This window comes from Microbacterium sp. JAI119, assembly GCF_013410135.1.
GTDB classification, from domain to species: domain Bacteria; phylum Actinomycetota; class Actinomycetes; order Actinomycetales; family Microbacteriaceae; genus Microbacterium; species Microbacterium oxydans.
Genome location: NZ_JACCCK010000001.1, coordinates 647006 through 662315 on the forward strand (window position 1 = coordinate 647006; position 15310 = coordinate 662315).

14 protein-coding genes are annotated in these 15310 nt (G+C 70.4%); 6 read left to right on the forward strand and 8 right to left on the reverse strand.

What is annotated here, in order from left to right; genetic code table 11:
- The first annotated feature begins 95 nt into the window (after positions 1–95).
- Entirely contained in the window at positions 96–1310 is a 1215-nt protein-coding gene (locus HDC31_RS03085) for a cation:proton antiporter (protein ID WP_113680414.1), read from the forward strand.
- Positions 1307–1777: a hypothetical protein gene (locus HDC31_RS03090; RefSeq protein WP_046747748.1), complete on the forward strand. Its 471-nt coding sequence runs from the start codon at positions 1307–1309 to the stop codon at positions 1775–1777. The genes HDC31_RS03085 and HDC31_RS03090 overlap by 4 nt, the downstream gene beginning before the upstream one ends.
- A gap of 1 nt (position 1778) precedes the next feature.
- Here the strand turns inward: HDC31_RS03090 and HDC31_RS03095 are convergent, their stop codons facing one another.
- Genes HDC31_RS03095 through HDC31_RS03110 form a run of 4 tightly spaced genes read right to left on the reverse strand, consistent with a single transcriptional unit; the run spans position 1779 to position 5187 of the window.
- A complete protein-coding gene (locus HDC31_RS03095; protein WP_113680105.1) occupies positions 1779–2495 on the reverse strand; it encodes a GMP synthase in 717 nt (238 codons plus the stop codon).
- Between the two features lie 40 nt (positions 2496–2535).
- Positions 2536–3276, reverse strand: a complete 741-nt coding sequence (locus tag HDC31_RS03100) for a substrate-binding domain-containing protein (protein ID WP_113680106.1) — start codon at positions 3274–3276, stop codon at positions 2536–2538.
- Between the two features lie 10 nt (positions 3277–3286).
- Positions 3287–3598 (reverse strand): hypothetical protein, encoded by a 312-nt coding sequence (locus tag HDC31_RS03105; RefSeq protein WP_113680107.1) that lies wholly within the window; start codon positions 3596–3598, stop codon positions 3287–3289.
- Positions 3598–5187 (reverse strand): PspC domain-containing protein, encoded by a 1590-nt coding sequence (locus HDC31_RS03110; protein WP_179515811.1) that lies wholly within the window; start codon positions 5185–5187, stop codon positions 3598–3600. Before HDC31_RS03110 ends, HDC31_RS03105 begins: the two co-directional genes overlap by 1 nt.
- Before the next feature lie 114 nt (positions 5188–5301).
- On the opposite strand from HDC31_RS03110, the gene HDC31_RS03115 reads away from it, so the two are divergent.
- Both HDC31_RS03115 and HDC31_RS03120 read left to right on the forward strand, forming a co-directional pair.
- The gene (locus HDC31_RS03115) at positions 5302–6546 is read left to right on the forward strand and encodes an ATP-binding protein (protein ID WP_179515812.1); all 1245 of its coding nucleotides are present in this window, start codon (positions 5302–5304) and stop codon (positions 6544–6546) included.
- On the forward strand, positions 6539–7198 hold the full coding sequence (locus HDC31_RS03120) for a response regulator transcription factor (protein WP_113681009.1): 660 nt from the start codon (positions 6539–6541) through the stop codon (positions 7196–7198). The genes HDC31_RS03115 and HDC31_RS03120 overlap by 8 nt, the downstream gene beginning before the upstream one ends.
- 23 nt (positions 7199–7221) lie before the next feature.
- Here the strand turns inward: HDC31_RS03120 and HDC31_RS03125 are convergent, their stop codons facing one another.
- The 4 genes from HDC31_RS03125 to HDC31_RS03140 form a co-directional block, all read right to left on the reverse strand.
- A complete protein-coding gene (locus HDC31_RS03125) occupies positions 7222–7629 on the reverse strand; it encodes a DapH/DapD/GlmU-related protein (RefSeq protein WP_017829277.1) in 408 nt (135 codons plus the stop codon).
- Between the two features lie 80 nt (positions 7630–7709).
- The gene (locus HDC31_RS03130) at positions 7710–8483 is read right to left on the reverse strand and encodes a DNA-formamidopyrimidine glycosylase family protein (RefSeq protein ID WP_046747755.1); all 774 of its coding nucleotides are present in this window, start codon (positions 8481–8483) and stop codon (positions 7710–7712) included.
- The gene (locus HDC31_RS03135; protein WP_113681010.1) at positions 8483–9316 is read right to left on the reverse strand and encodes an EI24 domain-containing protein; all 834 of its coding nucleotides are present in this window, start codon (positions 9314–9316) and stop codon (positions 8483–8485) included. Before HDC31_RS03135 ends, HDC31_RS03130 begins: the two co-directional genes overlap by 1 nt.
- Positions 9317–9339: 23 nt before the next feature.
- Positions 9340–13920, reverse strand: coding sequence for an ATP-dependent helicase (locus HDC31_RS03140; protein ID WP_179515813.1), 4581 nt, complete (start codon positions 13918–13920; stop codon positions 9340–9342).
- 70 nt (positions 13921–13990) lie between these two features.
- Here HDC31_RS03140 and HDC31_RS03145 point away from each other — a divergent pair, with 70 nt between their 5' ends.
- Both HDC31_RS03145 and HDC31_RS03150 read left to right on the forward strand, forming a co-directional pair.
- Complete coding sequence (locus HDC31_RS03145) at positions 13991–14398, forward strand: DUF6157 family protein (RefSeq protein ID WP_113680611.1); 408 nt, start codon at positions 13991–13993, stop codon at positions 14396–14398.
- Between the two features lie 147 nt (positions 14399–14545).
- A complete protein-coding gene (locus HDC31_RS03150; RefSeq protein ID WP_113680610.1) occupies positions 14546–15307 on the forward strand; it encodes a DUF998 domain-containing protein in 762 nt (253 codons plus the stop codon).
- The last annotated feature ends 3 nt before the right edge of the window (positions 15308–15310 follow it).

Below are 15310 nucleotides of genomic sequence, written 5' to 3' on the forward strand. Positions count from 1 at the left end.
ATCGATTCTGCCGTGGATGCGCCGAGCGGGCGAATCGCGAAAGATCACCCGCTGCACTGCCTGCGCACTGCACCGCTCTCACCTACCCTGAGAGCATGAATGCGAGTGACCTCGGCCTCGTGCTGATCCCGCTGCTCGCCGTGGCGGCGCCGCTTCTCGCACGCGGCGTGCGACCGGTGGTCCGGGTGCCCATCGTGGTGTTCGAGCTCGTGCTCGGCATCCTCGTCGGTCCCGCTGTCTTCGGCTGGGTCGAACCGGGACCGCTGCTGGAGAAGCTCAGCGATTTCGGCCTCGCGCTGCTGTTCTTCGTCGCCGGAACCGAGATCGACTTCAAGATGGTGGCGGGCAAGCCGCTCGCGCGCGCCTCTCTGGGCTGGCTGCTCAGCGTGCTCCTGGGCATAGGCCTGGGCTTCTTCTTCGCGCCGGGAGAGGGGATGGTGGTGGTCGGCATCGCGCTCAGTTCCACGGCGCTGGGCACCCTGATGCCGATCCTGCGCGATGCCCGCGAGCTCGACACCCCCTTCGGCCGTGCCATCAGCGCGATCGGCGCGGTGGGCGAGTTCCTCCCGTTGATCGCGATCTCGATCTTCCTCAGCACGCGGACCACGCCGATCGCCACGGCCGTGCTGCTGACCTTCGTGGTGCTCGCCGGGCTCGCGGTGCTGCTGGCGCACCGCGTCCCGCACGGGCGGCTGCACGGCATCGTGCGGGCGACACTGCACACCTCGGATCAGTTCGGCGTGCGCTTCGTGATCCTGCTCATCGCCGCTCTCGTCGGGCTGAGCGTCATGCTCGATCTCGACATGCTGCTCGGGGCTTTCGTGGCCGGGGCGGTCTGGCGCATCATCATGGCGCGTGCACCGAAGAAGGACGCGGAAGAGGTCGAGAGCAAGATCGAGGCGATCGCCTTCGGTTTCCTCGTGCCGATCTTCTTCCTCTACACCGGGGTCACGTTCGATCTGCAGGCATTGCTGTCTTCGCCGACGGCGCTGGGGCTGGTGCCCGTCTTCCTGATCGCTCTGCTCGTGATCCGCGGATCCGCGGCGCAGCTCTCGGCGCCGGCGGGGATGAGCGTGCGCGACCGCGCGGCCCTCGGACTGCTCGCCGCGACGGGCCTGCCGATCATCGTGGCTGTCACCGCCATCGGTGTGGATCAGAAGATGCTCGACACCGGCACGGCTGCGGCGCTCGTCGGAGCCGGAATGCTGTCCGTGCTGCTGTATCCCCTGATCGGGATGACGCTCCGTGGCGACCGCGCGGAGGTCGTGGGCCCGCGACTGGCCGACAAGACACGACAGGGAGAGCTGTGACCACCGCATCCGCGCTGCTGACACAGGCCGTGCACGACCTGAAGGGCGCTCCGAAGGAAGGGCTCGGCGAACAGCGCGATTCGCGCTGGCGCGGGCGTCGCATCGTCAGGGTCGGTGAGGCGTGGCACCTGGGTGTGCTGCTGCTGACCGAGACACATGCGCTGGCGACGGCCGAGGTCCTGCGCGCGGCGGACCCGGGGCGTCGCGGCTACACGGCCGAGTCGGCCAGGGAGCGGGCGGAGCGCAGGGCCGAGGCGCTGCGCGGCGGCTTCGACGAGGGCGATGTCGTGCATGTGGGATGGAGTGTCGTCGACGTCGACGCCGTGGACGCCGGAGGTTCATCCGGTCCGCTCGCTCAGGTCGACGGCGTGCCCTCCGTGCGCTGGAGCACCGCGGGAGGATTCATGCCGTTGGAGGCATACCTGCGCGAGCGCGTACCGCTGCTCCGCGACTCGGCGTCGAGCTGATTCAGGCGAAGGTCTCGGCGAAGCGTCGCAGCAGGGCCGCACCCTCGGTGACCGAGGCTGCGAGAACCTGCTGCTGCACGGCGTCGAACTCGTCGGGGTCGAAGTAGCCGGTGGTGCGGTAGAACGTCATCCGGTCGGCGAAATCGCGAGGCGTGGGCTCTGGGTGGAACTGAGCGGCGTAGAGATGCGTGCCCACGCGGTACGCCTGCACGGGGCAGGCCTCGTTCGTGGCCAGCAGCACGGCGCCGGGCGGGGTCGCCGCCGCGCTCTCCTTATGGGCCGTGAAGACCGTCAGAGCGGAGCCGCTGGGTCCGAACACCGGATCGGCCGCGCCCGCCTGCGTGGTCTCGATGACCGTGGCGCTCGCGGGCTCCGGAGTATCGGTCACCACCTCGCCGCCGAGCATGCGGGTGACGACACCGATGCTGAAGCAGGTGAAGAACACCGCGACCTCGGCGGCCATCGCCGCGTCGGCCAGCATGCGGAGGTCGGCCTCGACGCGAAGCTGCTCGGCGGACTTCACCGCATCGGAGACGTTGAACGGCGAGCCCCCGACGACGATGCCGCGATATCCCCGCAGGCGTTCCATCGGCAACGCCGCGTGCAGCAGATCGAGCCGGTCGACCACGTCGACGCCCAGCGCCCGACGGAAGGAGGCATGCTCGGCATCCGCCGCCCCGGTCTCGGGTCGCACGCAGACGTAGAGAAGCGAGGCCATCAGGAGATTCTAGCGAGCGCGCGTGGCCCAGCAGACGCGGTCACCGCGAGGAGTTCGCCGTGCGACCGCGGACGATGCCCACGAATGTCTCGACGTCGGCCGTGGTGCGCTCTCGCGGCCACACCAGCGCGACGGTCGAGGTCGGTCCGTGCGCGAGGACGCGGTGATCGGCGTCCTTGCGATGGTGCAGACGCGCGAGAGACATCGGGACGACGACGATGCCGACGCCGGATGCCGCCGTCGCGATCGCCTCGTCGGTGGGAAGGGGATCGAAGGTCGCCGGGACAGTCCCCGGGAACACGGGAGAACCCAGGACATCGTCGGTCAGCGCGATCACGACCTCGCCTTCGAGGTCGGCCGCGGTGAGCTGCTCCGCGGCCATCAGATGCGAATCGACCGCTGCGACGACGACCGGGACCTCGTCGTACAGGGGGATGATGTGCAGCGACTCGTCGGTGAGGGGCAGACGAAGGAGCGCCGCATCGACGCGGTCGAGTGCATCGCGCTGGGCGGCCGGGTCGATCGTCACGAGCTCGAGCGGCACACGCGGCATCCGCTGCTTCCAGGCGTCGATCCACTTGCCGGGGGTCGCGCCGGGCACAGCGCCGAGGCGGAAGGTGCGCGGCGCTTCCGGTTCGGGCTGCGGGGCATCGAAGACGACCTTGGAGGTGGGCTTCTTCGGCTTCTGCGGGGGATACCGCTCCGCGGGCGCTGCCTTGTTTCGGCGTACCGGTGTTCCGCGGCCTGTGCCCTTCGCGGGGCGTCTTCCCTGGTTCGCCATGCGGTCAAGGCTACTCGGCGGGAGTGCCCGGCACCTCCGTCGGCGCAGCAGGGCTCTTGGTGGAGAGCTTCCGCTGCGCGCGACGGACGAGTCCGGCGGCTCCGCCGACCAGGAGCAGCACGCCGACGGTCAGGAGCGCGACCGTGACGGCGGCCGTCGGGGTGAGGGCCAGCAGGGCGTCGGCGGCTGCATCGCGGCGGTCGGCGTCTGCCAGCATCCAGAGGGCTGTCGCCGAGATCGCGGCGAACAGGAGCCCCCAGATGATGGCCGCCCAGCGGGTGCGGGGCACGGCGGTGGTCTCGGTGATCGACGGAACGCTCATCACTGGTCTTCCTTCGCGGGCTCGGCGACGGTGATGGAGATGTCACCGCTGTTCTGATCGAGGGTGATCGGTTGGATGGTCGTCGGGGAGGCGGTGTCGGCCGAGATGCTCTGCACGATCACCGCCTCCTCTCCTGCGCGCTCGTCTCCGTCACGCGTGCCGAGCCATGTGCCGGAGTCGACGATCGTTCCCGAGTCGCCCTCCACGCGGGTCCAGGTCACGGATGCCGTGTCCACCGTCGCTCGGAGCTGCAGCTCGACGCCGGGATCGACATAGATGTACGTCCCCCCGGAGGACTTCTCGATCACGATCGGTCGCGGCGCGCCGTCGTGCTGATAGAGGGTGACGGAGAGGTCGCCGAACGGCTGACGGATGTGCTGCTCGCGGCTGTTGGTGATCGAGGCCCATCCGAAGGTCAGGCCCTGCAGCGTGGAGAACGCCCCGGCCACGAGTCCGCCGACGAGGGTGATGACCGTCACGAAGGCCAGGAAACCGCTGCGCCGACGGAACGCCCCGGCGACGATCATCCCGAGCGCGAGGATCAGGGCTGCGGCGAGGAGGCCGAGAGCTCCACCGAGCTGGGCTGCGCCGGTCGCCAGTCCCACGGCAGCACCGGTGATGATCGCGAGCCCCACCATCGTCGCCACGAACGCGAATCCGGCGCGCGGGTTCGACTCCCGGCGGATGCGACGGCGTTCGGCGGCTTCGGCGGCGAACACGGCGGCCTCGGCCTGGCGCTCACGGCGCAGCTGGTCGCGGGCGGCGCGCTCGACGTCCTGCTGCTGGCGCCGCCACGCCTGATCCTGTTCCTTCCACGCGGCATGCTGGGCGCGCCAGGCTTCGAGGGCTGCGGGATCCTGCGAACCGGGCGGCAGAGGGGCCGGCGGTGCCGGCGGGATCGCGCCGAGTGCGGGATCCGGTGACATCGGCTCTGCTGCGATGCCGGCGTCGGATTCCGCGGCGGCGGAGATAGTGGCGTCCGCCCCCTCGGCGGTACCCGAACCGGCGAGGGGGGCGGACGCGGCCGGGGCCGTCTGATCTGCGGAAGCCGTCGGCAGATCAGACGCGGAAGCGCCCGGGGTGCGGCTGGCAGCACGCACGATCAGGAAGAGCAGGCCGGCGACGAGCACGAGCCCGACGATCCAGCTGAGGAGGGAGAGGGCCGACCAGTCGCCGTAACCGAGCCCGAACAGGCGGCCAGCGAGCGGAGCGGTCGGGAACAGCCCGATGACGGCCATCGCCAGGATGCCCCACTGCACGGGCTGGTAGTCGCGACGCAGCAGGTCGCGCAGGTGCACCCGTCCATCGATGTCGGGCAGCAGCGCCCACGCGGCGGCGTACAGGAAGATCACCGGCAGTCCGAAGAGCGCGGCCACCACCAGCACCCCTCGCACGATGAGCGGGTCGATCCGCAGGCGTGCGGCGATACCGGCGGCGACGCCACCCAGCCAGCCCTCGGAGCGGGCGACGCCGAGACCGGCGACCCAGAGCAGGAAGCGGTCGGCGCCGCGCGGGGTGCCCGTGCCGGGACCGCCGACGGCCGGAGCGTCTGGATCGGCAGGGGGCGGAGGCGCAGTCGGAATCGTCATGCTTCGATCCTGGCGGTGGCGCGGGGCGCTGTGCCATGGGGGGAACCCCTGAGCGACCCCTGATTCTCGCCGGGGGAGCCCCCGGAGCATCGGCGCGGATGATTGGATGGCGACATGTCCTCTTCGGCGCACGCTCCCGCGCGACCTCCGCGCGTCGCCGCTCCACCGCGCCCGTCGTTGACCCGCGATCGCGACTGCCTGGTCGCCGGCGTCAGTGCCGGACTCGCACGCCACCTGGGCGCACGGCCGTGGATGGTGCGCGCTCTGTTCATCGCCCTCGCGCTGTGCGGCGGTGCAGGGGTGCTGCTCTACGCCTGGTGCTGGATGTTCACGCCGTGGGCGGAGGGTGAGGACGCACCGACCAGACGGATGCCCGTGGCGTGGCTGCTGCTGGCTCCCGCGGCCGTGGGGGTCCTCGTCGTGCTGGTGTGGCGTGGCGGCAGCGACTGGCTGACCGGGTCGATCCCTCCCGATGTCGCGGCGGTCGTCGTCGGCGGAACGGTGGTCTTCGCGACCGGCGCCGGGCTCTGGGCGACGCTGATCGACAGCACCGACACCGCACGGGGGCCACGGCACACGCTGAGCATCCGGATCCCCTCGATCGTCCTGCTGGCCCTGCTGTTCACGATCCTGCTGTCCTGGCCGGTGGCCCGGTCGGGCGTGGCGCTGGTGCTGCTCCCGCTGGTCGGGCTCGCGGCCGTGGTGTCCTCGTCGTTGATACCCCGATGGCGCGAGCTGTCCGGTGAGCGGGTGCGCCGCATCCGCGAGGAGCAGCGCAGCCAGATGGCCGCCCACCTGCACGACTCGGTGCTGCAGACACTGGCGCTGATCCAGAACAGGGCGGGAGCTTCCAGCGAAGCTGCGCGCCTCGCCAGGGCGCAGGAGCGCGAGCTGCGTGCCTGGTTGTACGACGGCGATGCTCCGGCCGACAGTGATCTTCCGACCGACCTGCGCGACTATGCCGGAGCGTTGGAGCTCGACTACCCGGTGCGCATCGACGTGGTCTCCGCCGGCCTGTCGACAGAGCGGGCGAGCGGAGAGCTCGCCGCCGCCGCCAGGGAGGCGATCCTGAACGCGGCCCGCCACGCAGGAGGCGAGATCTCGGTGTACATCGAGGGAAGCGTGTCAGGCGTCGATGTGTTCATCCGCGATCGGGGCCCGGGATTCCAGCTCGATGAGGTGCCCAGCGATCGGTTGGGCGTGCGCGAGTCGATCATCGGACGGATGCGCCGTGCGGGTGGCAGCGGAGGGGTTCGCAGCGACGAGAGCGGCACAGAGGTGCATCTGCGCATCATGACACCGTCCAACCAGGAGCGGCCGGTACCGCGTGCGACGGCTCGGGAGGAGCACCATGCCTGAGATCATCCGTGTCGTGATCGTCGACGATCACTCGATCTTCCGCTCCGGCCTGCGCGCAGACCTCGATGCGAGCGTCGATGTGGTGGGCGAAGCGGCAGACGTGCCGTCGGCGATCTCGGTGATCGGCGAGACGCGACCGGATGTCGTGCTCCTCGACGTGCATCTCCCGGGCGGCGACGGCGAGGACGCGGCCGGAGGTGAGGCGGTGATCCGCGGGTCGTCTCCGACCGATGCCCGCTTCCTCGCGTTGAGCGTGTCCGACGCCGCGGCCGACGTGGTGCGGGTGATCCGCGCCGGCGCGCGGGGTTACATCACGAAGGGCTCATCCGGCGTCGAGGTCAGCAGCGCGGTGCGGGCCGTGGCCGAGGGTGATGCGGTCTTCTCGCCGAGGCTTGCCGGCTTCGTGCTCGACGCCTTCGGGGCGGTCGCCGGTGAGACCGCGACAGCGACCGACGAACTCGACCGGCTCTCGGCACGCGAGCAGGAGGTCATGCGGCTGATCGCTCGGGGCTACGCGTACAAAGAGGTCGCGTCGGAGCTGTTCATCTCGATCAAGACGGTCGAGACGCATGTGTCGTCGGTGCTGCGCAAGCTTCAACTCTCCTCACGACACGAACTCACGGCATGGGCCTCCGAGCGGCGGCTGTTGTGAGCGCACCGCTCGGGTGAGGTCGCTCAGGCCGCGAGCCACAGACCTTTCTGATCCGTCGCGATGGTGAGTCCGGCCGCGACCGTCTCGTCGTCGCCGATCCTGGCACCGCGGACGATGCGCGCTCCGGCACCGATGTCGGTGCGGACGCCCACGTAGGCGTGATCGCCGATCGCCGCGCCATGGCCGACGTGCGCGTGCGCGTCCACGAACGCGCCTTCGCCGATCACGGCGTCTTCGTCGATCCAGGCACCGCGGGCGATGGTCGCGCCGGCACCGACGCGCGCCCCCGGTTCGATATAGGCACCCGCCTCGATGTGTGCCTTCGGGTGCACCTTCGCGCCATGCGCGACGAGACCCCGGCCGTTCGCGTGCTTGCGATACCGCAGCGTCGCGCCCTGGTCGTTCTCGATGTCGACGTAGTTCTTGCCCACGATTCCTCCCGTGCTCCGGAGTTCTCCGGATATATCAACAACCACGACAGGGGCGGATTCATTCCCGCGGATGGATGTGGTCAGTGCTGACAGGAGGGGCACCAGAAGGTGATGCGTTCGCGGGTCGGATCGGCGCCCTGCTCGCCCCGCCGGATCAAGGTGCCGCAGCGTCGGCACGGACGTCCGGCGCGGCCGTACACCCAGGTGCCCTGGCCGGGCCGATCGACGCCGGTGAAGGTGCGGTGACGGCGGTCCCGGTTGGCGCGGATCGTGCGCACACCGAGGTCGAGGAGGGCAGCGACATCGACCTCCGGCGTCGGTCTGGTCGGCAGGATTCCTCGGAGGAACAGGAGTTCTGCGGCGTACTCGTTGCCGAATCCCGCGACGTTGCGCTGATCGAGGAGGGCGACGTGGATGCTGCGGGCGTCGGCCTCGAGACGTCGGACTGCCTCTGCCGCATCCCAGTCGTCGGCGAGCGGATCAGGTCCGAGGTAGCCGACGAGCTGATCCTCGTCACGGGTGGGGACGACCTCGATCTCGGCGATGTCGACGCCCACGGCTTCGCCCCGCGGCGTACCGACGACCGCACGCACCTTGAACGCCGGATGCCGCCACTTCTCGCCGGGGCGATAGGTGAACCACGCGCCGTCCATACGCAGATGCGAATGCAGGGTGCTGTCACCGATGCGCATGAGCAGATGCTTGCCGCGGGGGATCACGGCATGCACCGGCTGGCCGGTCAGGTCGAGCGTGGCGAATCGGGGCACGCGCAGGTCGAATCGGGTGACCTCCGCGCCGGCCAGAGCTTCGTCGAGTCGTCGTGCCGTGCGGAAGACGGTGTCGCCCTCGGGCATCAGGGGGCGCCGATGGGAGTGGGCGGCGGCGGGGTGCGCGGCGACGCGGTGGGCGGCGCGACGGGCGGTGTGGTGGGCAGCGTGGTGGGGGACGTGGCGAATCCGGCTCGCGCGAGCATGTCTCGCGCGAGCATCGTGCTTCCGGCCACGGCGGCCGGCATGATCGCGACGGCCCCGCCAGGGATCAGGAAGCAGAGCTGTGTCGCCACTCCGAAGCCGAGAACCCGCGCCCGGCTGCCCGAGAACAGGGCAGCGCGCTGGGCGGGGCTGAGATCGCGGGCATCGAAGGCTCGACCTGTGAGCTCTCGGGCCAGCAGTCGACCGGTCAGGACGACTCCGGCGATGGGGCCGAAGAACCCGCCGACGGCAGGGATCAGACCGATGAGGAGCACGACGATCGCGATCAGGATGCCGAGCAGAACCAGGCGGAGTCCCTCGCCGAGAGTGGTCCAGAAGCTGCCACCGTCGGCTGGGGGAGCGTCGCCGAGGTCGGCCTCGACCGCATGCCAGATGCGCTGGTAGAACGGATCGCCGATGGTCAGGGTGAGGGCGCTGAAGACCACGCTGGCCAGGGCGAGCGCGGCCGCGACGATCACGAAGCTCACCGCAGACCGCAGCAGGCCGCGCCACGGTTCCAGCCACCCCTCGGCGAACGGCGTCAGCCACGTGGAGACCGACGGCAGACCGATGATCAGCGGTACGAGCGCGGCAGCGAGCAGGAGCAATGCGATGATCGCGGGGACCAGTCCGAGCAGCATGAGTCCCGGCCGGGTGCGCCACAGCCCGAAGCCGCGCAGCAGTGTGCGGATACCGGTGGCGAACTCGCGGATCATGGCTTCCAGCGTAGGCGTAGTGCTCAGACGACCTTGCGGAGCGTGTATCCGCGAGGGGTTGCCACGAAGCCGGACTCCTGCAGTGCGAGGGCGAGTTCAGTGCCGTAGACGCCCTCGCCGTTGATCTTCTCGACGGTGAGCGTGTCGAGGCGACGGGCGCGCGCGGTGGCCGCGAGGTCGGAGGCCGCGGCGCGCAGCACCTCGGCGTCGTCGCTGAACGACAGCACGGTGCGTCCGCCGCGTTCGAGGGACAGCACCAGTGCACCGTCGACGAGCACGACCAGACCGCCCGCTTTGCGCCCTGGACGATGCGAGACCCCGTCGAGCTTGGGCCAGCCGAGGGCGGCGCCGTACGGGTTCGCCGGATCGGTCGACGCGAGGGTCACGGTCTTGCGCGGCGGCGGATCCGCGAGGCCCGCATAGGTGCGCAACCGGTCGACGGTGCCGGACGCGGCGAACTGCGCAGCTCCGAGCTTCTCGATCACGTAGCCCCGGCGGCAATGCCCCGCCTCTTCGAAGCCCGCGAGCACCCGATAGGCCTGGGCGAAGCCGCCGGGAACACCCTCAGCCTGCACGGCGCCGCGCGTGACGACGCCGTAGCGGTCGAGCAGGAGCCCTGCGGTGACGGTCGCCCGGCGGGCAGGATCGATCTCGAGCGCCGGCAGCAGCGACCAGCGGCCGCCGATCGAGGGCGGGCGGGGTGCCGCGGTCCCGGTGAAGGACACCCCGCGGTAGGTGCGGGCGCGGGGCGCACGGCGTTTGACCTTGTGCGCCTGCGAGCCGCCGGTGAGGAGCGAGCGGATGGGGGCGAAGGTGTCGTTGGTGACGTAGCCCGCCCAGGTCAGAGACCACAGCGCTTCGAGCACCGACTGCTCGTTCTCGGCCGCCGCCATGTCTTTCAGCTGTCCGGCGAAGTAGGCACCCCCGACGTCGAGCGCGATGAGGATGCGCGACTCCAGGGAGTCGGACGCGATCTCGGTGTCGCGCTCCGGGAGGGTGAAGGGCGCGATGTCGGACGGATGCAGCGACACCCAGCCGTCCCGTCCCGGGAGGGTGCCGTGTCCGGACCAGATGACCTCGCCCGATGCCGTCAGTTCGTCGAGCATCGCCGGGGAGTAGTCGCGCACGCGGGAGGGCAGGATCAGCGACTCCCACGCACTCGCGGGGATCGGTACACCGGCGAACTGCTCGATCACGTTCAGCACGCCGTCGACGCCTTCGAGCGGACGACCGATGTGCTGCCAATCCGGGAGGAACCGTGCGTACGCCTCGGGAGAGACCGGCTCGACCGAACCGCGGATGGCCGCCAGCGAGCGCATCCGGAGCCGACGCAGCACCTCGGAGTCGCACCACTCGACCGCGTCGCCGCTGCCTGCCGCCTCGGGCAGGAAGTACCCGCTCGTGAGCCGTCCTGCCGTCTCGAGCCGCTGCAGCGTGTGCCGCGCGACGGCGGCACCGAGCCCGAATCGGGAGGCGACGGCATCTGTCGTGAACGGCCCGTGCGTGCGGGCATGGCGAGCCACGAGGTCGCCGAGCGGATCCGCGACCGGTTCGAGGAACGCCACCGGGATTCCCGTGGGCAGCGCTGCGCCGAGCGCATCGCGCAGCCGACCGGCATCCTCGATCGCTGCCACCCTGGTCTCCCCGGCGATCGTGACGGGGATCGCCCGTCGCGCGGTGACGAGGTCGTCCAGCAGAGCGGCTGCCGAGGCACCTGCTGTCGATTCGGGGTCGAGGCGCGCAGCGACCTCTTCGGCGTCGAGCGGGCCGAGCATCCGGAGCAGGTCCGCGACGCCCTCGAGGCCTCGTGCGCGGCGGTCGGGATCGAGACGCTGGGCCTCGCGTTCGAACTGCGCGATCACGTCGGGGTCGAGCAGTTCCCGCAGTTCGACCGTGCCCACCAGCTCCCCGAGCAGAGCGGGGTCGACCGAGAGCGCGGCCGCCCTCCGTTCGGCGAGCGGAGAGTCTCCTTCGTACATGAACGCGCCCACGTAGCCGAACAGCAGGTCGCGGGCGTACGGCGACGGCTGGCCCGGCTCGGTCTCGACCAGGCGGATGCGTCGGTCGGCGATCGATGTCGCGAGCTTGCGCAGCGACGGCAGATCGTAGACATCCTGCAGCACCTCGCGCAGGGTCTCCAGGATCACCGGGAACGTCGGATGACGCCTGGCGACCTCGAGCAGTTGGGCCGACCGCTGCCGCTGCTGCCACAGCGGTGTGCGCTTGTTCGGGTTCATGCGGGGCATGAGCAGCGCCCTGGCCGCGCATTCGCGGAAGCGGGAGGCGAACAGCGCGGAGCCGCCGACCTCCTGGGTGACCAGGAGTTCCAGCTCCTCGGGGTCGAACACGAACAGTTCGGCACCGGGCGGCTCCGCCTCGGCATCGGGAATGCGCACGATGATGCCGTCGTCGCTCGCGACCGCCGATCCTTCGACGCCGAGACGTTCGCGCACCCGGGCGTTGATCGCCAGGGCCCAGGGCGCGTGCACCTTCATCCCGTAGGGCGAGTGCAGGATCACCCGCCAATCGCCGACCTCGTCGCGGCCGCGCTCGACGGTGAGGGTGCGGTCGGTGGGGAGCGTGCCCGTCGCCTCGCGCTGTTCGGTCAGATGGGCCATGAGGTTCGTCCGTGCCTGCTCGTCGAGCCCCGCATCGATGAGCCGCTGTGCCGCCTTCTCGGGCGTCGCCGCCGAGACCTCGCGCGAGAAAGCCCCCAGCGCCTCGCCCAGTTCGAACGGCCGACCGATGCCGTCGCCGTGCCAGAACGGCACCTTGCCCGGCTGCCCGTAAGCGGGGATCACGTTCACGCGGTCGTGCGTGATCTCGGCGATCCGCCAGCTCGTCGTGCCGAGCGTGAACACATCGCCAACCCGCGACTCGTAGACCATCTCCTCGTCGAGCTCGCCGACCCTGGCGCCGGTCGTCTCGCCCGCGACGAACACGCCGAACAGGCCGCGATCGGGGATCGTGCCGCCGCTGGTCACCGCGATGCGTTGTGCCCCCGGCCTTCCCGTCAGCGTGCCGGCGTCACGATCCCACACGAGGCGTGGCCGCAGTTCGGCGAACTCGTCCGAGGGGAAGCGGCCCGCCAGCAGATCGAGCGTCGCCTCGTACGCCGAACGCGGAAGCGCCTGGAACGGCGCCGATCGGCGAACGGTCTCGAACCACTCCTCGACGCCGATGGCTCCCAGCGCGCTCGCCGCGACGGTCTGCTGGGCGAGGATGTCGAGCGGGTTGCGCGGCACCTGGATCGCCTCGATCTTGCCCGCCAGCATGCGCTCGGTCACGATCGCGGTGTGCAGCACGTCGCCGCGGTGCTTCGGGAAGAGGGCCGCCCGGCTGATCTCGCCCACCTGGTGCCCGGCGCGGCCGACCCGCTGCAGACCCGAGGCCGCAGACGGCGGAGCCTCGACCTGGATCACGAGGTCGACGGCACCCATGTCGATGCCGAGCTCGAGACTGCTCGTCGCCACGACGCAGCGCAGCACTCCCGACTTGAGCTCCTCTTCGACCTGTGCCCGTTGCTCTTTCGACACCGATCCGTGGTGCGCCTTCGCGAGCACGGGATCGGCCCCCGCGGTGGCTCCGGCCTGGGCCATCATCGCGGCGGGCACGGTCGTATCGGGGAGGGGCACGCCGATCCGCTCGGAGTAGATCTCGTTCAGTCGCCCGGTGAGGCGCTCGGCCAGCCGACGGGAATTGGCGAACACGATCGTCGAGTTGTTCTGCAGGATGCGGTCGACGATCGCTTCCTCGACGTGCGGCCATACCGAACCGGTGACCTCGGAGTATTCGGCTCCGTCGGCGTCTCCCGGAACTCCGGGCGGTGGAGGCGGATTCGTCATGTCGTCCATCGGGACGACCACACCGAGCTCGAAGGTCTTGGAGGCGGGAGGTGCCACGATCTCGACCGGGGCAGAGCCGCCGAGGAACCGGGCCACCTCGTCGATCGGCCGCACCGTGGCGGAGAGGCCGATGCGCTGAGCCGGTGTCTCGACGCCGTTCGCGCGGCGCAGGGCGTCGAGCCGTTCGAGGCTGACGGCGAGGTGCGCTCCGCGCTTGGTGGCGGCGACGGCATGCACCTCGTCGATGATCACGGTGTGCACGCCACGCAGCGTCTCGCCCGCGCGGCTCGTGAGCATGAGATACAGCGACTCGGGGGTCGTGATGAGGATGTCGGGCGGATCGGACACCAGCTTTCGCCGGTCGCTCGATGTCGTGTCGCCGGAGCGCACCCCGACGGTGACCGCAGGGGCCGTCACCCCGAGCCGTCTGGCCGACTGGCCGATGCCGATCAGCGGGGAGCGGAGATTGCGCTCGACGTCGACGCCGAGCGCCTTCAGGGGGGAGATGTAGAGGATGCGCGTTCGGGGCTCGCCCTTCGCCGACGGCGTGGTCTCGCCCATGCGCTCGCGGAACACGCTGTCGATCGCCCACAGGAACGCGGACAGCGTCTTGCCCGATCCGGTCGGGGCGACCACGAGGGCGTGCTTGCCGGCGGAGATCGCGTTCCAGGCACCCGCCTGCGCGGGAGTGGGCGCGGGGAACGCCCCCCGGAACCAGTCCTGCGTGGCGGGAGTGAAGCGGTCGAGCACGTCGCTCATCCCTCCATCATCGTCGAGGCCGCAGACATCGGGGCGTGACGATGTCGGCGGGAGGGAGGATGCTGGGGGAATGGCGCACACCACGAACTACGTCGACACGTTCATCGAGGTCGCCGACGACTGCCCGATCGCGCACGCGACCGAGCCGCCGGTCGCCGAGAAGCCCTCGATCGCGGCGATGCATTACCGTCTGATCGCCGAGCAGCCCTACGCGCGCACCTCCGACGACGTGATCTTCGAGACGTATGCGCTGCGCAACGGCATCGCCGTGGACGACAGTGCCGCACGGGCGTCGTTCTTCTCGAAGGGACAGCCCTGCCTGCGCTCCTCGCCGCTGGGAAAGCGCTACGGATGGGGCGTCCACCACGACGCGGAGGGTCGGGTCGCTCTGGTTCCGCGGGACTCGGCGGAGTACACGGCGCTCGCCGCAGACCCCGCGCTCGCGCACACTCGGGCGATGCGGAGTCGGCGGGCGTGACACCTGCTCACGCTCGCCGAGGAGGCGGCAGAGGCCCACGCCGGCGAAGCTGACGAGCAGGGTGTCTCGTACTGAGGTACGACGACCCCTGACAGTGGGCACTTCGGGCCGACGCGACGGGGTGGCCTGCGCTTTTACCGTCGCCCTATGCCCGTCGAGAACACCCTTCCCCACCCCGCCGCCAGCGCTCTCCGTGTCATCGCCTCGATTGTCGGAAGCGTGCTCGTCGCCGCCGCTCTGAGCATCATCTGGGTCGCCCGTCTGAGCATCGACCGGGTCCTGTACGTGAGCGGCCTCGGAGCCGACGGAGAGCCGACGGCCGGATGGTTCGAGCTCGCCCTGCTGCTCCTCGTCGTGGGTGGTCTCTCGGTCGCGTGGACGGCACGCGGACTGCGGTCGACGGTGCCCTGGCTGAGCATCTGGACGCCGTCCTTCTCGGTGGCGATGGCGTCCGCGCTGTTCCTGGTGGCCTCCCAGGTCACATGCACGACGGGATGCCCGCTTCCCGTCGGCCCGGCCTTCACCTGGCAGGACCTCGTGCACACGACCGTCGCCGTCCTCGCCTTCGCGCTGGCCGCGTTCGCGATGCTCCAGGTGTCGTTCGTCGAGGGGAGGCGCACACTGCGGATCCTCTCCTTGGTGGCGGGTATCTCGACCGCGGTGATCGCGGCGGCCGGTGGCCTCCTCTCGCTGCTGCAGTTCCGCACCGATATCGGCAGCATCCTCGAGCTCGTCGCGACCACGATCGGCATGGGCTGGCTCGCGATCCTCGGGATGGACACCGCGTTCGCCCAGCGTGCAGGTGCGGCGCGCAGACAGACGTGGGTGCGAGCCTCGAAGGAGAAGGCCGGCGCTCTGGTGGGGGAGCGTCGCACCGCGACCGCATCGCTCCTCGTCGTCTCTCGCTGACGG